At 59.4% G+C, this 20962-nt stretch carries 13 protein-coding genes; 10 read left to right on the top strand and 3 right to left on the bottom strand.

Features of this window, described 5'->3' with window-relative positions:
- Nucleotides 1–84 precede the first annotated feature (84 nt).
- The 3 genes from ACLGGT_RS18515 (at nucleotide 85) to ACLGGT_RS18505 (ending at nucleotide 8665) form a co-directional block, all read left to right on the top strand.
- The gene (locus ACLGGT_RS18515; protein WP_437197174.1) at nucleotides 85–660 is read left to right on the top strand and encodes a hypothetical protein; all 576 of its coding nucleotides are present in this window, start codon (nucleotides 85–87) and stop codon (nucleotides 658–660) included.
- Complete coding sequence (locus ACLGGT_RS18510) at nucleotides 657–2885, top strand: AAA family ATPase (protein ID WP_437197172.1); 2229 nt, start codon at nucleotides 657–659, stop codon at nucleotides 2883–2885. The genes ACLGGT_RS18515 and ACLGGT_RS18510 overlap by 4 nt, the downstream gene beginning before the upstream one ends.
- A 569-nt stretch (nucleotides 2886–3454) precedes the next feature.
- Nucleotides 3455–8665: a calcium-binding protein gene (locus tag ACLGGT_RS18505; RefSeq protein ID WP_437197170.1), complete on the top strand. Its 5211-nt coding sequence runs from the start codon at nucleotides 3455–3457 to the stop codon at nucleotides 8663–8665.
- 158 nt (nucleotides 8666–8823) lie between these two features.
- On the opposite strand, the gene ACLGGT_RS18500 is transcribed toward ACLGGT_RS18505, so the two are convergent.
- Nucleotides 8824–9732 carry a LysR family transcriptional regulator gene (locus tag ACLGGT_RS18500; protein WP_437197168.1) on the bottom strand — a complete coding sequence of 303 codons (909 nt, stop codon included), beginning with the start codon at nucleotides 9730–9732 and terminating at the stop codon, nucleotides 8824–8826.
- 201 nt (nucleotides 9733–9933) lie between these two features.
- Here ACLGGT_RS18500 and ACLGGT_RS18495 point away from each other — a divergent pair, with 201 nt between their 5' ends.
- From ACLGGT_RS18495 to ACLGGT_RS18465, 7 genes are all read left to right on the top strand, one after another.
- Nucleotides 9934–11136 (top strand): ABC transporter substrate-binding protein, encoded by a 1203-nt coding sequence (locus ACLGGT_RS18495; protein ID WP_008283024.1) that lies wholly within the window; start codon nucleotides 9934–9936, stop codon nucleotides 11134–11136.
- A gap of 14 nt (nucleotides 11137–11150) precedes the next feature.
- On the top strand, nucleotides 11151–11930 hold the full coding sequence (locus ACLGGT_RS18490; protein ID WP_008283023.1) for an ABC transporter ATP-binding protein: 780 nt from the start codon (nucleotides 11151–11153) through the stop codon (nucleotides 11928–11930).
- A complete protein-coding gene (locus tag ACLGGT_RS18485) occupies nucleotides 11927–12631 on the top strand; it encodes an ABC transporter ATP-binding protein (protein WP_437197166.1) in 705 nt (234 codons plus the stop codon). The genes ACLGGT_RS18490 and ACLGGT_RS18485 overlap by 4 nt, the downstream gene beginning before the upstream one ends.
- A gap of 1 nt (nucleotide 12632) precedes the next feature.
- Entirely contained in the window at nucleotides 12633–13520 is an 888-nt protein-coding gene (locus tag ACLGGT_RS18480; RefSeq protein WP_008283020.1) for a branched-chain amino acid ABC transporter permease, read from the top strand.
- Nucleotide 13521: 1 nt separating this feature from the next.
- Nucleotides 13522–14520 (top strand): branched-chain amino acid ABC transporter permease, encoded by a 999-nt coding sequence (locus ACLGGT_RS18475; protein WP_437197164.1) that lies wholly within the window; start codon nucleotides 13522–13524, stop codon nucleotides 14518–14520.
- 111 nt (nucleotides 14521–14631) lie between these two features.
- Nucleotides 14632–16230 (top strand): GMC family oxidoreductase, encoded by a 1599-nt coding sequence (locus ACLGGT_RS18470; protein WP_437197163.1) that lies wholly within the window; start codon nucleotides 14632–14634, stop codon nucleotides 16228–16230.
- Between the two features lie 178 nt (nucleotides 16231–16408).
- On the top strand, nucleotides 16409–16828 hold the full coding sequence (locus ACLGGT_RS18465) for an ion channel (RefSeq protein WP_050775790.1): 420 nt from the start codon (nucleotides 16409–16411) through the stop codon (nucleotides 16826–16828).
- Here ACLGGT_RS18465 and ACLGGT_RS18460 read toward each other — a convergent pair.
- Both ACLGGT_RS18460 and ACLGGT_RS18455 read right to left on the bottom strand, forming a co-directional pair.
- A complete protein-coding gene (locus ACLGGT_RS18460; protein WP_437197161.1) occupies nucleotides 16807–19866 on the bottom strand; it encodes an efflux RND transporter permease subunit in 3060 nt (1019 codons plus the stop codon). The genes ACLGGT_RS18465 and ACLGGT_RS18460 overlap by 22 nt on opposite strands.
- Nucleotides 19863–20960, bottom strand: coding sequence for an efflux RND transporter periplasmic adaptor subunit (locus ACLGGT_RS18455; RefSeq protein ID WP_437197158.1), 1098 nt, complete (start codon nucleotides 20958–20960; stop codon nucleotides 19863–19865). Before ACLGGT_RS18455 ends, ACLGGT_RS18460 begins: the two co-directional genes overlap by 4 nt.
- Nucleotides 20961–20962: the final 2 nt, after the last annotated feature.

The raw sequence follows: 20962 nt of genomic DNA, 5'->3' as shown, positions 1-20962 counted from the left end.
TTTCAGAATTTTCAGAAATGTCATTTTTTCCGTCGGCGCGCCAGCGCCGTCCGGCTCAACTCATAACTCAAAAAGGAATAAAGCATGAGTAAACAACCGCTATTGAGCGGATTTGAAACGCTGTGCGCGTCTCAAATCGACAGCACCCCCACCCACGATATCCGCGATTTCCCGAACCTGTCGCGGGACACTATGACCCGAAACGCAAAATGGTTTGGCCTCGCAGGTGAGTATCTGGTCGACAGTATTTTATTGCGCTTTGGTATCTACACATCGCAGTTGCCTGAAATGCTGCCAGCAGATCGAATCGTCTATCATCCAGCCGCAGACTTGCGGCTGCAGATCAAGACGTGCTGTCGGGCCCGTGACGGATACTTTCACTATAGTTTGACCAAAGGCTACCACCGTTCCCCAGCGGGGGTTAAACGCTATCAGGAAAGCGACTTCGATCTCGTGGCGCTGGTCGCATTGTCCGAAAACGCAGTTAAGTTCTCTGCGGACCGGCAGGGGTCGCAGAGGATTGCAATCTCCGAAATTGAAACTTTGCGCGCGGATCCCTGCGCCAGCCTTGATCGTGCTGTTGGCGAGTTGGGCTTTGCAGTAGGTAAAGTCGCCGGTTCCAGCCTGTTGCCGATTTTGGTTGGAGGAGGTTGCCGATGAGCCCACAACCAATCTTCGAGACCGCGAGCGCGAGTGATTTTGCCTCTGCGCTCGCCAGCACCACGGTCCGCAGTCTCTTCAGCGCGATCTGGAACGGAACTATCGAAATCCGCGAAGACTATGACGAGCCAGACGCCCCGGATTTCGATGAAGGCGTCGTGATTGATGCGCCATCACCTTCCCGTCAGATGTCAGAAGTTGGGCCGCGATCGCCGATGGCCGACAGTATGGGGGCCGCCGAAATCGCGGCCTTTATCCGGGATGGCGTGGATCCTTGGGCCCGATCATCCCCGGATGAAGATCGTTCATGGCGCAGAGGCAACCCACCGCCGTCACTCATCGTCTCGGCTTTTGCCATGGCGCAGATGGTTGACAGCGAGGATCACCTCCAAGCTCTTTTCAGCCCGGGGCAGATCACGCACTTTTGCTGTCATTCCCTGACCTTCCTGCACGTGATGGAACAGATCCTACCAAACGTCACTATATATTGGCGCGGTCTGCTGCCGTCTTCCGACACGGCACAGATCGAGAGCATCGCTGTCGGCACGGATGCAGGGACAGCAGGCAAGTCCGCGCGGCAAAAGCGTGGTCCGTTGGACGCAAAGATCGAACGCAGCATGTCCCTGGGGGCCTCCGTTCTGCTCGTAACGACGGCGGAAACTCAGCTATCCGCTGCAACGCGCGCACTGGTTACGCGCCGGGTCGACTGGCGAGGGCCCACATCGGATATCGTGATCGAGACCCTGCGTTTGACTCACAGCACAACTGGACAGCTTGCGGAGACCGACATTCGCAATAGGTTGCCGTCTGAGCCGCTTCTGAAAAGGGTGACGCCAGCCCAGATTGATGCAGCCTTCGCAGCATCAACAACGTTGAACGTCGCAGATCGGCTCGCTGAAATCGCCCGGAAAATGACGCAAGGGCAGCCAGACCTGACCCTCGATGCGGTGCATGGCGTGGGCGAGGTGCGAACCTATCTGAACCGAGTGCTCAATGATCTGAACGCGTGGCGAACGGGGGACCTTGCGTGGGCTGAAGTGACGTCAAGCGCCGTACTCTATGGCCCGCCGGGGACCGGAAAAACAACGCTCGCGAACGCCTTTGCGGGCTCAGCTGGTATCCCAATTATCTCCACCTCTTACGCGGATTGCCAGAAGCACGGCCACCAAGGCGATATGCTGCGCGCCTTGGACGAAGCCTTTGCCACGGCGAAAGAGGCCGCACCGGCTGTGTTGTTCATCGACGAGTTGGACAGCTTCACGCAACGAGACACACCGGAGTACAACTCAAGTTACATGCGCGGTGTCGTCAACGGCTTGCTCGAACAGATCAACCGAGCGAAAGATGTTGAGGGGCTGGTTCTGCTTGGGGCGACAAACTCGCTAGAATCTGTCGATCCCGCAGTCATTCGCAGCGGTCGATTCGATCTCAAGCTGCATCTGCCGCTCCCTGACAAGAAGGGGCTTGAGGCAATTCTGACGGCAAAACTCGGATCCGAGACTGCCATAAGGCTCGATCTCGCCAATCTTGCCGCCAGACTACTGGGGCAGTCCGGAGCCGTGGCGGAGGCAATCGTTCGTGATGCTTTGGGACGCGCACGGGAGGACCGAACGACCATTCGACAAAACCACCTCGAAAGCGCAGCAGACCAGATTGTGCCCAAATTGGACCAGGAAATTCTGCGTCGGACGGCAATACACGAAGCTGGACATGTGGTCGCCATGACACAGCTCGGATGGCCCTTGCCAAAACGTGTGTGTCTGACCGGCGAGGGGGGAAAAGTTGAGCACGAACCGTTTAACTTCCTGACGCCCTGTAAAGCTCGAGAACGATTGGTCGTCCTCTTGGCGGGAAGGGCGGCAGAAATATGTGTGCTTGGGGCACCGAGCTCGGGCGCTGGTATTGGTGAGAAAAGTGATTTGGCGAAAGCTACTTCTGTCGCAATGTTCATAGAGCGACAATGGGGCTTTGGGGAAACAGGCCTGCTTTGGGACGGAGAAGCTGCAACAAATATCTGGAGCGTACCCGGGTATGTGAGACGGCGTGCAGAACAGCATCTGATGGAAGCTGAACGAAACGCTCTTGCTCTGATGAAAGAGCACAAGGCACAGCTTATCACGTTAGCAAAGCATCTCCTACGCGTCAGGGATATGACCGCGCATGATGTCGAGCTTTTCAACTATTATCATGCTTCGCAAGGCTCTGAACGAATGTCTTTGAGGTGAAAGCACTGCGCATAGGAAAAAAAATATCATGAACTTATTCTGCCCGGCTGAACTGGCCCCTTTTTCGACCGGACACCTGGGCAAAATAAAGCGCGTCAGGCAACGCCCAAAACCTAAACCTCAATTAGCACAGATTTGCCCTGACAGGCCAAAGCATCCGGGCAACCACCAGCTCTGTGATAAGAGCGGTCGCCCGGATGGTGGCGCACGCTTATGCCGCAATCTCGCACGCCCAAAAGTGGCAACATTTTCCGCTGCCTTTGGCCCACTTTTGTTCTGCCGTTGATATGTTGCCACGACATTTATGCCGCAGCTGTCCAAGACATTTAGTCGCAAGGAAGTCACATGAATTCGGTTCGAGGCAACAATCAGAGCGGCAAGGCACCGACGGCACCCCACGCCGGCCTCCCTGACCATTTCCGATCAGCAGACTGCAGCCCTGAGGGGTTTGCTTGCCCGAAAGGGTGCAAAATGCTATTCTCAGTCATTATTATCTGCGCCTTTCTTCAATGATATCAGTTTCTGCCGGGATGAATTTCTCTCGGCTCTGAGACAAAAGGATCGTTTTCATGGGCTTGGAACTTGACGCCTATAAGGCGCGTACAGATCAGACAATCCTAAGATTACAAGCGCTTCAGGATGTGACGTTCCGCATTGGCACGCTGATATCCGCAGCCCAGTTCGGCGTCACGAAATACAAGACTGCGGATAAGACAGCAGAGAATATCGACGATTCCCTTTTCACGGTGAACAATCTTTTGACCGTCGCCGGGTTCGTTTCTCCGCTCAAAACGCCGGTGACGGCCCTCAAGACAGTGCTGAATCGCATCGAGCCGGTCGTTGACAGGATCGACGACAAATTCGATCAAATCAGCGGCAAGGATAATACGGCCACCCCAGAGACCGAAGCGGATGGCCAGTTTGTTGAGACCATCGAGACCGGGCTGACAGGTGCTGCGGTCACGTTCAGCATCGTGGCAGATTTGCTGACCCTACGCGTGCGGCAACTTGAAATCGCCTCTGCCGCGACGGGAAACTTTTCAGACGCGCTTGACGCGGCCACCCGCGGCTCCGAAGGCTGGAGCGGTAATTTCACGGCATTGAACGCGGCAGTCGAAGCACAAATGGCCGCGCGGAACGACCTGATCCAAGGTGTCCAGACCCTCTACACCAACGTCAAGGCCGAGGTGGACGCGTTTCTTGCTGTCTTGGTGGACATTGATTTTGAAAGCATTCTTGGCGAGCTTGTCGATCTTGAAGAAATCGGAAAGGTGTTTGATTTCCTCAAGGCCCCTCTCAGCGCCGCCGAAACCCTTCTCGCCCCCATTCAACCGCTGTTGAACGCGGTCGATTTTCTGGTTGGGCTGATCGTCAATCCGATCATTGATTTCGTCATCGAAACCCTGAACCTCGACAGCATCCTCGAGGCCACCGAAGCGGCGATTGATGCGCTTATTCCCTCGATCAACCTGTTGGATGCCTTCGAACAGCTGATCCAGCCCCTTCAGGATTTCCTGTTGGAATACATCGTTGACGGGCTGGGCACGATCCCCTTGTTGGACACGGTGGAGGATGCCTTTTTTGGTGGCGTCGTGGGGAATGCCGATCAGGGGCCAACCGGCTGGGGCAATGATGTTGCGAACCTGCTCGCCGGAGACAGCGGCGATGACATCCTTGATGGTCTTGATGGAAGCGATACGATCTTGGGCGGCGGCGGCAATGACGTGCTTATCGCCGGGGCTGGCTCTGACCTGCTTGAGGGGGGCGCGGGCAACGATCTGTTCTATTTCGGGGCAAGTTTCACCGAGTACGAATTGGCCCGTGATCCCGATACCGGCGATATCATCGTAAGCCATCTTGCGCCGCAAACTGCGGTCAACACCGGCATCGACGTTCTTGTCGCCCTTCAGGATGGCGACCACGTGGTGTTTACGGATATCTCCTTTAGCGGGGCCGACCTTAATAATGCGCTCATCGGCGGTTCGGTCCTGAATGGTGACCGAAATGGGTTTGCCGAGGATGATCTTCTGTTTCTCAATTCAACGGGAACTCCGGTAAACGGATTTCATGTGGCGAATGGCCTTGGTGGCAATGATCGGATCTTTGGCTCGACCCTCAACGATCAGCTCAACGGCGGTTCGGGCGACGATGTGCTGGTGCCGGGGCGTGGCGACGACCAAGCCAATGGCGGCGCGGGCACGGATACGTTTCAGGTGCTCAGAGGGGCCAATTCCAGACTGACAGTCGATCTTATTGCGGGGACTTCGTTTGGGCAGGGGCAGGACACGCTGAGTTCGGTGGAAAATGTCATTGCCTCTCCGGATCAGGATCACAAGATCCGCGGGACCGATGGGGCTAACGTGATCTACACAGGCGATGGGATCGACGTGATCACGGGTCTGGACGGCAATGACACGATCGACGCTGGCGGCGAGGATGATTACATCATCGGTGGGCGCGGTGCGGATGTGATCAATGCTGGCGCAGGCAATACCGATGTGATGATTTCGGGCAGCGCGGCACAGGCTGGGATCAGCGATCACTATATAGGCGGCGACGGCTTTGACGTGGTGTCCTACACCAGCTCGTCGAATACGATCCGTTTCGATATCAATGATCAGACTGATGATCCGTCGATCCTTCAACAACTTCTTAGCTACATGGATGGGATCGAGGCCAGCGGCCCGGTGCGGATTGATGCGGGCACCGGTCGCATCAGCCGGTTTGATCTGGCGGGAAATCTCGTCACCACGGATACGACTGACGGTGTCGAAGGGTTCATGGGGTCGGATCTTGCGGATACGCTCTTTGGTGCGCCGACCGCCCGTCTGCTGCATGGTGCGGGCGGCGATGACGTGATCCACACAGGGGGCACGGAAAACATCGACGGCGGAGAAGGCGATGACCTCATCCTGATCGAAGAGGTTGAGGGCGGATCGACGGCACTTCAGGTCAAGGGGGGCAGTGGCTTTGACCGCTTGCAACTTGATGGTGTTGGTGATGCGCGTTGGTTCTACCGTGTGGAAAGCGCGATTTCCCTTACCCTACGGGCCCATAAAACCACCGTTCAAGGCGAAGACCTGCGCAATGCTGGGGATGTTTTCTTTTCCCTGCGCCCCAGAGAGGTTGAGGAAATCTCGCTCGGTAATTTCGACGACCACGCCATCTATGCCCCGGGTGGCAGTGCGACGGCGTTCTTCTTCTTGCAAGACGGGAACGATCGGTTCGATGGGCAAAATGGCTTTGCCGATGTGCATGCCGGGCTTGGCAATGACATTGGCAATTTCAACACTGGTGGTGGCGGTATTTTCCGGGGTGGTGCGGGGGATGACTTTGCCGTGTTTGACGACGCCGGTAGGGACAATGCGGCGATCATGGGCGCGGATAACGATGTGGTCCGGATCGAGCGGTTTCGCGGCACTGCTGACGGTGGCACGGGCTATGACACGATTGCCTTCGATGTGAATTTCAACTCGCGGATCGTCGCAAATCTTGCAGCGGGCACGGTAGTTTCGTTCAATGGTCTGGCGGTCAACAACTCGGAACAGGTCGATATGACCTTGGAAAACTTCGAGGTGGTCATCGCGACAGAGTTCAACGACCTGATAGACGGCAGCAGCCGATCCGAGCAGATCCTCGGGCGTGGCGGCAATGACACGTTGCGCGGCGCAGAGGGCCGGGACAAGCTTTATGGCGGTGCGGGCAATGACACGCTCGAAGGTGGCGCTGACGAGGATTTGCTGCATGGCGGTCCCGGGAATGACCGTCTTGACGGGGGCGCAGGCAATGATACCGCGTCTTACACATGGGCCCGTCCCGGCGGTCTGGACGGCGCGATTATTGCGGATAGTTTCGGGGCTGTGACGGTCAATCTGGAAACCGGCAGCGCAACAGGTGCCTTTGGCACTGATGTTTTGATTTCCATAGAGAATGTGATCGGCACCGGCGCGGATGACCGTCTGATCGGCAATGCGCTGAACAACATGCTGTCGGGCGGTGCGGGCCATGACAGCCTTGAGGGCGGAGATGGTGACGATATTCTCATCACGGGTGCAGGGGATGATACCGTCGTTGCAGGGGCAGGGGATGATACGGTCGTCGTCGGACTTGGCAGCAAGACCCTTGATGGGGGTTCTGGCTTTGACACGCTGGACTTTGGCACATCATCCGGCGCGATCAACCTGAACCTCGCCACCGGTATCTATAGCGGCACGCTGATTGACCGCGCCCCACGTTGGGCAGAGCTAGACCCGAATGGTGATGGCATCGCCGAGAGCGATGGCACCGAGGCCCGTATCTTTGGTGGTGTCGCCCTGACGCCTTTGGACGTGTTCGAGGCCAACCCGAGCCAAGCCAATAGCGCCGATGACCTGAGCAGGGTCTTGCCTACGCTGCAAGACAGCAGCTTTGCGGCGTTTCAGATCGCCTTGGTGGATGTTGCAGTTGCCACATCGGGCAGTTTTGCGGGGTTTGAACGCGTGATCGGCGGGGATGGGAATGACACCGTTTCGGGCACATCCGAAGGCGATCAAATCTTGGGTGGGGCCGGGCGTGACAGCCTTTCAGGTTTAGCCGGGAACGACGTGCTGAGCGGTGGAGAGGGCGATGATACGCTGAGCGCGGGGGAGGGCAATGATACGTTGGAGGGCGGCCTTGGCAATGACCGCCTTATTGGGGGCGCAGGCTTTGATGTGGCGGTGTTCACAATCCCCTCAACCGAGGTCAGGATAGCTCAAGAGGGCACCTCTTTGTCGCTTGTCTCTTCCGAAGGCCGGGACACGGTCGATGGCATCGAGCAGTTCCGCTTTTCGGATGGCACGCTCACCCTTGCGCAAGTGTTAACCTTACCGCCCGCCGGACGGCTAGAGACGGGAACAGTGGGTGACGATACGATCATCGGCAGCTCTGGTGACGATACGTTGAGCGCACAGGGCGGCAACGACTCGATCAATGGACTTGGCGGAAATGACGGCGTCTTTGGCGAAGATGGAAACGACACTCTGTCGGGGGGTGAGGGCAATGACACGCTCGCCGGTGCGGATGGTGACGACGACGTAAGCGGCGGCCCCGGTGATGACAGTATGGGCGGTGGGCTGGGCAATGATACGCTTCGCGGCGGTGAAGGCGATGACATCATCGGGGCCGGGTTCGGAGACGACTCCGTGTCCGGCGGCACTGGCAATGACGTGGTGGCTGGTGGCGCAGGAAATGACACCCTGTCCGGCGGCGATGGCAATGACAGCATGTCGGGCAGCTTTGGCAACGACCTGATTGACGCAGGCAACGGCGCGGATGACATCGGCGGTGGCACCGGGCGCGACACGATTGATGCCGGTGCGGGGGATGACCGCGTCGGCGGCGGTGAAGGCGACGACAGCATCCTCGGCGGCGAGGGCAATGATTTCCTTGCTGGTGGCGGCCGTAACGACACCATCGACGGCGGCGCGGGCAATGACACGATCAACGCAGGTGCAGGAAATGACGTGATCACCGGTGGAACGGGCGCAGATCAGTTCGTCTTTTCGTCCTTTTTCGACGGCGAGGCGGATGTCATCACAGATTTCGAAGATGGGATCGACAGCTTCCTGATCCGCCGCTTTGATCCCGATACTGGCGTCGAGAATATCAACAACGGCGGCAATGGGCTTGCCGGGTTCGTGGTGGCGATGAATATCGTCAATTCAGCTGCGGGCGCGCAGATGACGGTGAATGGCAATACCATTCTCGTCGAGGGGATCACCGCCGCGCAGCTTACCGTGGATGATTTCACCTTTATCTGACCGCTGAAAAGCAGCTTGGCCCAGACATGCGCAAGCAAGTTCTTTGCGCTTGATGCAAGGCTCAACCTCGCGCGTGGCGTGACGTCTTGGATATGGGCAGATCACGCGACGCTCTGCGCCTCCGAGGGCATCTGATTGTTTTGCTGGGCTAATCCCGGTTAAACTACCGGCCAAGGCAAAAGATGATCGCGATGGATTTGCATATGCGTCTTGATGAACTCCATCACCGCACGCTCGCGCAGCATGGCGCGTACATCCCGGTGACAGGTCAGCCAATAGCTGCGCAGGATGGTGATCTCTGACGGCAGGACCGGCACCAGATCGTCATAATGCCGCGCGATATAGCAGGGCAGCACGCAGAGGCAGAGACCCGCCCGCACGGCCGCCAGTTGATTGAAGATCGAAGAGCTTTTGAACACTGGCCTGATCTTGGGGTGGACATCCCCCAGATAATCGAGGCCGCGGGCAAAGATCATATCCTCGATATATCCGGCAAAGGGATGGTCGAGCAGATGATCGGGCGTGGTGATGGGGATGTGGTTGCCCAAATACTGGCGGGTGCCATAGACCCTGAGCGCGTAGTCCACGATCTTTTCGGAATGGTAGGGTGACGCCTTTGTCGGATCAAGGGTGACCGACAGATCAGCCTCGCGGCGCGACAGGGACATGACCTGCGGAAGTGTGATCAGCTCTAGCGCGATGTTGGGAAATTTGTCCATGAACCCCGGCAGCAGGCTTTCGCTGAAGAAGCTGGCGAAGCCCTCGGGCATGGCCACACGCAGCAGGCCCCGCTGCGCGCTGATGTCTCCCGTAAGATCCAGCAAAAGACGCTCTGCTTCTTCCTCCATGCGCTCGGCGGTTTCAACCAGCCGCCGCCCATTGCTGGTCAGTTCATAACCGCGTGGATTTCGTTCAAAGAGGCGCAGGTCAAGACCCGCCTCTAGCCGGTCTATCCGGCGGGAAACGGTCACATGGCTGGTTTGCAATTGCCGCGCTGCGCGCGAGAGCTGACCTTCGCGCGCAACTGCCAAAAAGAATTGCAGATCATCCCATGTCAGATGCGCCATATCGCCAGCCTGTTCATTTTCGTACAGATAGTGTATGAAATTAGATAAAAGTGAACTGTTGTGTCAAACTTTAAAACCTGTATCACTAGGGCACCGATGCGTCTGGGGAGGCGGTCGGGGACTAGAATTGAAATGATGACACAACCTTTGGGCGCCCGGTGAACGGGAGTTGCAGCCGAAGGTTGGTTTGGGAGGATACTCATGCGTAAACTGCTTACATCCGTGGCGGCCATCGGCCTTTTGGCCGCGCCTGCGCTGGCACAGGTCAGCGACGACAAGGTCAAGATCGGCATCCTGAACGATCAGTCCGGCGTCTATGCGAACTTTGGCGGCCGCTATTCCTATGAAGCCGCCCTGATGGCGGTCGAGGATTTTGGTGGCACCGTTTTGGGCGCGCCGGTCGAAGTGACCACCGCCGACCACCAGAACAAGGCCGATATCGCCTCGAACATCGCGCGTCAGTGGTATGACACCGAGCAGGTCGACAGCATCATGGAGCTGACCACATCTTCGGTCGCTCTTGCTGTTCAGGCGCTCTCGAAAGAGGCCAACAAGATCACCATCACAACTGGCGCTGCCACCACCGAACTGACCGGCGCTCAGTGTTCGCCTTACGGCTTTCATTGGGCTTATGACACCCACGCTCTGGCTGTGGGTACCGGTGGCGCACTGGTCGAGCAGGGCGGCGATACCTGGTATTTCCTGACTGCTGACTATGCCTTTGGCTATTCGCTGGAAGAGAACACCGGCAATTTCGTCAAGGCGAACGGCGGTGAAGTTGTCGGCGCAGTCCGCCACCCGCTGGCGTCTACAGATTTCTCGTCCTTCCTGCTTCAGGCGCAGGCTTCTGGTGCCAAGGTGATCGGTCTGGCGAATGCCGGGGCCGATACGCAGAACGCTATCAAGCAAGCTGCTGAATTCGGGATCGTGCAAGGGGGCCAGCGTCTCGCTGCGCTGTTGTTCACGCTGTCCGAGGTGAATGGTCTGGGTGCAGAGGCAGCACAGGGTCTGACCCTGACCGAGAGCTTCTACTGGAACCGCACCGACGCTTCGCGCGAATTCGGCAAGCGTTTCCTTGAGCGCACGCAGGCGATGCCCAACATGATCCATGCCGCGACCTATTCGGCCGTGACATCGTATCTCAAGGCGATTGAAGCTGCCGGTACGGATGAGACCGAAGCGGTCGCCGCCAAGCTGAAAGAACTGCCCGTGCAGGACCTTTTTGCTGAGAACGGTGTTGTCGCTGCGAACGGTCGCATGATCAAGGACGTCTACCTGATGGAAGTCAAAGCGCCCGATCAGATCACCGAGCCGTGGGATTACTATAACGTCCTCTCCACGATCCCCGGCGATGTGGCCTATATCAAACCTGCCGAGAGCGGTTGCCCGCTCGTGACGCAGTAAGGCATCTCAGGCTGATGACCGCACATCCTGTGAGCAAGCAGGACCAACCGCGGGTGGTACTTTCCGCCCGCGGTCTTGGTAAGGACTTCTCGGGTTTCACCGCTGTGAACAACGTCGATCTTGACGTGCAGCACGCGCGCATCCACGCGCTGATCGGCCCGAATGGCGCGGGCAAGACGACGGTGTTCAACCTGCTGACCAAGTTCCTGCAACCCACCCGGGGCAAGATCACCTTGCTTGGGGCGGATATAACAAAGATGAAGCCTGACCGTGTCGCCCGGATGGGCCTTGTCCGGTCTTTTCAGATTTCCGCCGTGTTTCCGCATCTGACGGTGCTGGAAAACGTGCGCGTTGCGCTGCAACGCCCCAACAATCTGGCAACCCAATTCTGGCTGCCGATGTCGGCGCTGGACCGTCTGAATGCGCGGGCGGATGTTTTGATTGATGATCTGGGGCTACGCGAATACCGCGATACCCGCGCGTCTGATCTGTCTTATGGCCGCAAACGTGTGCTGGAAATCGCAACCACGCTGGCCCTCGACCCCGAAGTCCTGTTGCTGGACGAGCCGATGGCGGGGATGGGGCGCGAGGATGTGAAGCTTGTGGCGAATATCATACGCGATGTCGCGCAGCACCGCGCCGTGCTGATGGTTGAACATAACCTGTCGGTTGTGGCCGACATTTGCCACCATGTCACCGTTTTGCAACGGGGCGAGATCATCGCTGAGGGCGATTACGATAGCGTCTCGAAAGACCCGGTCGTGCGCAGCGCGTATATGGGGAGCGAGGCATGAGCGAACCGCTTTTGAAGGTCACGGACCTGCATGCGTGGTATGGCGAAAGCCATATTCTGCATGGCGTCAACCTGCATGTGAACGAAGGCGAGACCATCTGTATTCTTGGCCGCAATGGCATGGGCAAGACCACGACGCTGCGCACCATCATGGGTATCTTGCGCAAGCGCACGGGCCAGATGCGGTTTGCCGGGCAGGATCTGATGACCATGCCCCTGCATCGCACAGCGCATACCGGATTGGGATTTGTCCCCGAAGAACGTGGGATATTCGCGACGCTGAACGTCGAGGAAAACCTTATGCTACCGCCAAAGGTGGCCGAAGGTGGCATGACGGTCGAGGAGATCTTTCGCCTCTTCCCCAATCTCAAAGAGCGGCGCAACAGCCCCGGCACGAAACTCTCGGGTGGCGAACAGCAGATGTTGGCGATGGCCCGGATTCTGCGCACGGGCGCGCGCTGTCTGCTTTTGGACGAGCCGACAGAGGGCCTTGCCCCGGTCATCATCGACGCCATTGGCGAGGTGCTGACCGAACTCAAGAGCCGGGGTATGACGGTTGTACTGGTCGAGCAGAATTTTCGCTTTGCCAGCCGGGTCGCGGACCGTTTTTACCTGATGGATCACGGACAGATGGCGATGGAATTCCCGGTGGGCGACCTTGAGGCGCGCCGTGAAGACCTGAACCAAGCTCTGGGAGTGTGAGATGATAACGATATTCGGAGTGCCCACAGCCGCCCTCTTTGGGCAGCTTCTGGTTGGGCTCATCAATGGCTCGTTCTACGCGCTGCTCAGCCTGGGCCTTGCGGTGATCTTTGGTCTCTTGCGGGTGATCAACTTTGCCCATGGGGCGCAATATATGCTGGGTGCCTTTGCGGCCTATCTGCTGTCGCTCTGGCTTGGTCTGGGTTATTGGTCGGCGCTGATCCTTGCCCCTGTGATCGTGGGCCTGTTGGGGGCTCTGGTCGAGCGCACGATGCTGTCGCGCCTCTACAAGCTGGATCACCTTTATGGCCTGCTCTTTACGTTTGGCCTTGCCCTGACGATCGAAGGTACGTTCCGCTATTTCTATGGGGCGGCGGGCCAGCCCTATGCAACCCCGGCGGCCCTTTCGGGCGGCGTGAACCTCGGCTTCATGTTCCTGCCGATCTATCGTGGCTGGGTCGTTGTCGCCTCGCTGATCGTCTGTATCGCTGTCTGGCTTTTGATCGAAAAGACGAAACTCGGCTCTTACCTGAGGGCCGCGACAGAGAATCCGACGCTTGTTCAGAGCTTTGGGGTCAATGTGCCGCTGTTGCTGACCTTCACCTATGGTCTGGGTGCGAGCCTTGCAGCTTTTGCCGGAGTTCTGGCGGCGCCCATCTATCAGGTCAGCCCGCTGATGGGATCCAACATCATCATCATCGTCTTTGCGGTCGTGGTTGTGGGCGGTATGGGGTCCATCCTCGGCGCAATTGTGACGGGCTATATGCTGGGCATCGCTGAGGGCTTGACCAAGGTCTTTTACCCCGAGGCTTCAAACATCGTGGTTTTCGTCATCATGGCGATTGTCCTCATCCTGCGTCCCGCAGGTCTGTTCGGAAAGGATGCGTGACATGGCAGGCAAATCTGAACCCGTTGCAAACGAAACCATTGCCACCTTGCCCAATGCAGGGACGGTGCGGATCGTGCTGCTTTTGATTGCCTTGGCCTTTCTGCTGGTGGCTCCGTTTTATCTCTACCCGATCTTCGTGATGAAACTCCTGTGTTTCGCTCTCTTCGCAGCTGCCTTCAACCTGCTCTTGGGCTACACCGGGCTGCTCAGCTTTGGGCATTCCGCGTTTTTCGGCGGGGCTGCGTATTTCACCGCCCATGCGGTCAAGGAATGGGGCTGGTCGCCGGAGTTTGGCATCCTTTTGGGCGTTGTGGGGGCTGCAGTTCTGGGGCTGATTATGGGTGCCATCGCCATTCGTCGTCAGGGTATCTATTTCGCGATGATCACGCTTGCCCTCAGTCAAATGTTCTTTTTCTTCTGCTTGCAGGCGGGCTTTACCAAGGGTGAGGACGGTATCCAATCCGTACCACGCGGAGTGCTGTTTGGCTTCATCGACCTCTCAGAGGCCACCAACATGTATTACTTTGTGTTGGGTGTGTTCCTCTTGGGCATGTTGATCATCTGGCGGATCGTCAATTCACCGTTTGGCATGATCCTCAAGTCGATCCGCGAGAATGAGAGCCGCGCAACCTCGCTTGGCTATTCGGTGGCGCGTTACAAACTGGCGGCCTTTGTGATGTCAGCGGCATTGACCGGCCTTGCGGGTGGGATCAAGGCGCTGGTGTTTCAATTCGCCACGCTGACCGATGTCACATGGCAAATGTCGGGCGAAGTCATCCTGATGACCTTGCTGGGCGGCATCGGCACGCTGATCGGGCCGATCTTTGGCGCGGGCATTGTCGTCACCTTGCAGAACTATCTCGCCACCTCTGACTTTCCGGTGACGATCATCACGGGCGTCGTGTTCATGGTCTGCGTGCTGCTGTTCCGCCGGGGTCTTGTGGGTGAATTCTACGCCTCGCGTCTGGGGCGGCGTCTGGGATTCAATCCTGAAAACTGACCCATTGGCCGGGCTGCGTTGAACAGCCCGGCCCATTTCTGATCTAAGAACGACCGGTCATGTCCGGTTCGGTGACTCGTGTCGTCATGCGGCAGGGAATGGAGTAGGCGTATGGATCAATATGATTACATCGTGATTGGGGCGGGCAGTGCGGGCTGCGTGCTTGCCAACCGGCTATCGGCAGACCCGGCAACCCGTGTGCTCTTGCTCGAGGCAGGAGGGAGCGACAATTACCACTGGATTCACATCCCGGTCGGATACCTCTATTGTATCGACAATCCCCGCACCGACTGGCGGTTTCGCACTCAGCCAGAGCCGGGTTTGAATGGCCGCTCGCTGCTTTATCCGCGCGGCAAAGTGTTGGGGGGCTGCTCTTCGATCAACGGCATGATCTACATGCGCGGTCAGGCGCGCGACTATGACCAATGGGCGCAGATGGGCTGCACCGGCTGGGGATGGGACGATGTGCTGCCGCTTTTTCGCTGCGCCGAGGATCATCACGCAGGTGACAGCGATTTGCACGGGGCAGGGGGCGAATGGCGGGTGGAAAAGACCCGCGTGCGGTGGCAGGTGCTGGATAGTTTCCTTGAGGCGGCCGAACAGGCGGGCATCCCGCGTACCGACGATTTCAATTCCGGCGATAATGAGGGCGGCGGCTATTTCGAGGTCAATCAACGGGCTGGCATTCGCTGGAACACGTCCAAGGCTTTTCTTCGCCCGGCCAAGGCGCGCAAGAACCTGCATATTTTAACCGGCGCACAGGCGGAACGGCTGATCATTGCAGAGGGCGAGGTCAAGGGCGTGGTCTATCACCACGAGGGCCGCAGCATCACCGCCCACGCCGCCCGCGAAACCGTGCTATGCGCGGGCGCTATCGGCTCTCCGGCCTTGTTGGAGCTGTCGGGCATCGGTGGTGGTGCGGTGCTGCAGAACGCAGGTATCGCGCCCGTGGTCGAGGTGCCGCAGGTGGGGGGCAATCTGCAGGACCATCTGCAATTGCGTCTTGTCTACAAGGTTCACGGAGTGCCGACATTGAACGAAAAGGCCAGCAGCCTGCGCGGCAAGCTGGGGATCGGGTTGGAGTATCTTCTGTCCCGCTCGGGGCCAATGTCGATGGCTCCCAGCCAATTGGGTATCTTTACCCGATCGGGTCCGGAAAAAGAAACGCCAGACCTGCAATACCATGTGCAGCCCGTCAGCCTTGATAAGTTCGGCGATCCGGTACACCCCTTTCCCGCGATGACGGCCAGCGTCTGCAACCTGCGCCCCGAGAGCCGAGGCAGTGTGCATGTGACCGGCCCTGATTTCCGTGCGGCCCCCTCTATTCGCCCAAATTACCTGTCTGCAGAGGCAGACCGCGATGTCGCGGCCCGCGCCATCCAATTGACGCGCAGGATTGTCGCGCAACCCGCCTTCGCGCAGTATCACCCCGAGGAATATCGGCCCGGCCCCACGTATCAGAGCCGCGATGACCTAATCCGCGCCGCAGGTGATATCGGCACCACGATCTTTCACCCGGTCGGCACCTGCCGGATGGGGGCGGATGAGGCTGCGGTGGTCGATCCACGCCTGCGGCTGAAACAGCTCAGGCGCCTGCGCATCGCCGATGCGTCGATCATGCCCACCATCACCTCTGGCAATACAAATTCGCCGACCGTGATGATCGCCGAAAAGGCAGCACAGATGATTCTAGAGGACGCCCGCGCCTGACATCACAAAGGGTGGGACGCCAGCCGCGTCACGCGCAAGGCAGCTTTGGCGCGCTAAGGCCTTGTGATCAGAAGGGCATTGACCGCCCTATGATGCGGGCCGCATAAGCAATCTGTGCTCCCTAACCTGTGACACGGCGGGGGAAAGCCCGCGACTGCCATAGTATCTGGACCCAAGCATGATCTTGCCCCAACTTGCGATTGGAATGTTGGCGATTTCGGTCACTGTCGCCATTCATGCAGGGTTTATGGTGGTGGCAGCGCGGTTCGGGCGCAGGGCGTCGCGTATGCCAAAGAGAGCCGTGACCAAGGCCTTGGCCGTGATCTCTGTTGTGATGTGGTTCTTTCTGTCCATCTGCGCGCAGTGCTGGTTCTGGGCCATGTTGCTGATCGGATTGGGCGCTCTTGGCGGTGTCGAAGAGGCGCTTTATTTCACAACCGTCACATTCACCACGCTTGGCTATGGCGATGTGGTTCTGGGACCGGATTGGCGATTGCTGGGTGCCTTTGCGGCGACCAATGGCACGATTATCGTTGGTTGGACGACGGCAATGATCTTTGTTGCGGTCCAGCGGGTCTATGGCACCGCAGGCCGGTGACGACTGCGTCGCTGGTCGGCAAAGATCGTTGCATAGAGGCAAGGCACGACGAAAAGGGTCAAGAGCGTGCCCACGCCCAGACCGTACATCATCACGATGGTCATGCCGCGCCATAGTTCCCCACCAAAGAGATGCAGCGGCAGCAGTCCGAGGATGGTGGTAAGCGTTGTCATCACAATAGGGCGCAGGCGCGCCGCACAGGCCGTGACCAGTGCTTGCCCAAGGTCATCATTGTGGGCCCGCTCGGCATCTATGCGCTCGATCAGGACAATGCCGTTATTGATGATGATCCCCGCGAGTGACAGCACACCAAGAAGCGCATTGAAATCCAAGGTTCCCTTCATCAGCAACATGCCGGGGGCCACCCCCACCAGCACGAGCGGAATCGTGGCAAAGATGATCGCCGGGCGGCGGAAGCTGGCGAACTGCCAGATCAACAATAAAACGATGCCCAGCAGGCACTGTGGCAGTGTCGCAAAAAGCGCGGCATTGGCGTCCGCCTTTGCGACGACTTCGCCATCCGGCTCCCAGCGGATGCCCTGTGGCAGGTCCAGCGCCTCAAGCCTTGGCGCGACCTCGGCGAGCAACTCTGCGGCTGATAGGCCGGGGCGCAGGGCCGAGATGGTCAGGGCGCGCTCTTGTTGCACACGTCGGATCACCCAAGGCTGCAACTCTCCGCCGTAGTCGGCGATCTGCAAGAGGGGCACCGCCACGCCATCCCCTGACAACACCGTCACATCGGCGAGCGCATCCAGACTGTTGCGCGCCTCTTGTTCGGCGCGGATCACCACTGGAATTACACGGTCGCCTTCGCGGTAATCCGTCACATGCGCCCCGTCAAAACGCGCCGCGAGGGTGCGGGCAACGGCCGATGGTGCGACGCCCGCGCGCCGGGCACGCGCCTCGTCGATCAGGACCGTCAGTTGCAGAACGGGATTGGCCCAGTCACCACGGATCTGCCGCGTGCCGTCTATGTCGCGAAAGACCCCCTCGACCACCCGACCCGTCGAGAACAAGGCGTCGGCATCGCCGCCAATGAGGCGTATTTCGACCGTTCCGGGCGGTGTTTTTCCAAGGAATAGCAGCTCTGTCCAGCCGCGCGCTTCGGGTAGATTGGCGGCCATCCAGTTCTCGACACGTTCACGCACGACAGACACGGACGTGGCATCAGCAATGTTCACAACGGCAAAGGCAATATGTGGCGCAGGGTCTAGGGGGGAGAGCGCGAGAAAGAAGCGCGGTCCGCCAGCCCCCACATAGACCACATTGCCAACGATTTCGGGGTTGGCGGTGGTGTCGCCAAGAAAGCCTGCGAGGCGGCGCGCGACACGCGCGGTTTCGTCTTCGGAGATGCCAGCGGGCAATTCAAGGCTCAGCACGAATTGTGCCCGCTCCGAGGGGGGCAAAAGGCCGGTGGGCACACGGCCTAGCGCCGCAAGCGCCACGGCAAAGGCGAAAAGCGTGGCAAGAAGCACAAGTGCCCGCGCCCCCAAGGCCCGGCGCAGCGCCGCCTGATAAAGCCGCGTACCGCGACCCGGCGCCGCTTCTGTTGGGCCCTGCGTGGATCGCAAAAAGCGCACGCATAAAAGGGGCGTGACTGTCACCGACAAAAGCCAGCTTGCCATCAATGTCAGCGCCAGCACTTGTGCCAAGGCGCGCAGGAATTCGCCCGTCGCGTCGCTGGCCAGCATCAAAGGAAGAAAGGCAAGGATTGTGGTCAATGACGAGGTCAAAAGCGGAATCGCAAGCGTGCGGCTGGCCTCGAGCGCGGCGTCGCGCGGTGTGGTGCCGCCGTCGATGCGCCGTTTTATATCCTCGGCCATGACCACGCCGTTATCCACCAAAAGGCCGAGCGCGATGATCACCGCCGCAATCGAAATGCGGTGCAGCGGAATACCCCAGAGCGCCATGCCCACCAGCGCCAGCACGATACTGAGCGGCACGATTGCCCCGACGATCAGCCCGGCGCGCATCCCCAGAAAGAGGATCACCACCGCCATCACAGTGGCGATGGTTTGCAACAGGTTCTCGGTGGCATCGGCAACAGAGGCGGCCACAATGGGCGGCTGATGGGTCACAAGATCAAGGGAAAGGCCAAGGGGCAGGGCGCTGCGCAGGTCTGTGAGCGCGGCCTCAAGGCCCGCACCGAAGGTTTGGATTGCGCCACCTTCCACCATCGACACCCCAAGCGTCACCGCTGGATTGCCGTTGAAGAACACCGGATTGCGCACCGGCTCGATATAGCCGCGCGAAATCTGCGCAAGGTCGCGCAAGACTGTGGTGCCACCTGAAGGCAGAGGCACTGGCACGTCACCAATGGCACGCCAATCCTCAAAGGCCCCATCGGTGCTCAGCGCATAGCGAAACCCTGCCTCGGTCTGAAGCGCGCCCGCCGAAAGGATGAGGTTCTGATCTGCTACAGCATCGAGCATTCTCTCAACCGTTAGTCCGGCCTGATCGAGACGGGCGCGGTCGAACTCGATCCAGATCCGCTCGTCCTGCACGCCGTAAAGGTCAATGCGCCCAATCAGGGGCACCGTCGCCAGGCGATCACGCAGCCATCTGGCCGTTGCGCGTAATTCAGCTGCAGAGAAATCCGCACCATGCAGCGCGAGCGTGGTCACGGCCACGCGCCCATAGTCATCATTGACCTGCGGGCCCACCGTCCCCTCGGGCAAAGAGGGGGCGAGATCGTCCATCCGGTTGCGCAGCGTGGTCCAGACCGGCTTGACCAGCGTCACCTCAGATCGCAGCTCGACCTTGACGGTCGCAAAGCCGGTCTGTGCGGCACTCTCGATGGTGTCGACCTCGGCAATCTGGCGCGCGGCCTCTTCGATGGGTTTGACCAAAAGCTGTTCGACGCGCTCTGCTGACATACCGGGAAAGCGGGCCGTCACCACCGCGGTGCGAATGGTGATTTCTGGATCTTCTTGGCTGGGATGGGTGAAATAGGTCATCACCCCGGTCACAATCAGCACCAGCGTCACCGCCAGCACCAGCCGCCAGCGATCCAGCGCGGCGCGGGTCAAGCCTGTCATTCCGGCAGGCTCCAGAGGCGCACGGGTTCACCATCGCTCAAAAGAGCAACTCCGGCGGTCACGACGTGTTCGCCGGGCGATAGCCCCTCTGTCACCAGCAGGTCAGTGCCGACCACCCCGTCGATGCGCACTTGGCGCGCCCGCACGGTGCCGGTGGCCTCGTCAAAGACGTAGACGGTTGCGCTGTCGCCCGCTGTCGGTTCGGATCGCGTGTCTGCAAAGATCAGTGCGGACAAGGGTATGTCGATGGCACCGGCAGCGCGCGGCAGCGTGAATAGGACGGCCGCCGAAAACCCGGTCTTTGCGCCTTCGGGCGGATCAGCCAGTCGCGCCTTGACGCGGTAAGCGACACCCGCCTCGGCGTCAGCGGCGATTTCTGTCACTTCGGCGGCAAAGCTTTGGTCGGGGAAAGCGGGTAGCCGCACCGCGACCGGCGTTCCCGGCGCGATCAGGGCCAAGAGCGCCTCGGGGGCGAGCACCTCGGCCTGAAGCGCCGCCGTCACGGCAACCTCATAGACAGGCTGGCCCGCTGCAAGCTCCTCGAACCGATTGGCCAGCAGGGCCGTCACCACGCCCTCGCGTGGAGCGCGCAGCGTGATGCGGTCCAGCCGGTCGCGCGCGGCGGCAAGGTCTGTCTCTGCCACACGGCGGTCGGCCAAGGCGGCGGAAAGATCCGCCGAGATGCGTTCAAACCCGGCGCGTGCGACAAGGCCGCGCTCAAATAGCGTGCGCTGTCGCTGAAATTCGGCGTCCGTGGCATCAAGGCGCGCAAGCGCTGCCGCAAGTTTTGCCTCAGCAGCCGTGATTTCCCGCTCGATGTCGGCGGGATCAAGGCGGGCGACCGCCTCTCCTTGGGTCATCCGATCGCCCGCGCGCAGCGGCACGTCGATCAACCTACCCGCCACGGGAAAGGCAAGGCGCATCGTCTCGGCTGCGGTCAGCACGCCGGGTAGGGTTCGATACGCGTCCTCGCCCCCTTGGGCGACGATCATGGTGCGGACAGCGCGTGGCGGCTTGGGGTCTGCCGGGTCTTCGTCGTCGTCGCAGGTCGTCAATGAGAGAGCGGCCAGGAAAACCATCAGGCGGAGGCTCATTG

Origin of the sequence: Roseovarius sp. MS2 (assembly GCF_051447875.1) — a bacterium.
Taxonomy (GTDB): Bacteria; Pseudomonadota; Alphaproteobacteria; order Rhodobacterales; family Rhodobacteraceae; genus Roseovarius; species Roseovarius mucosus_A.
This window is presented reverse-complemented; position numbering and strand designations above follow the sequence as displayed.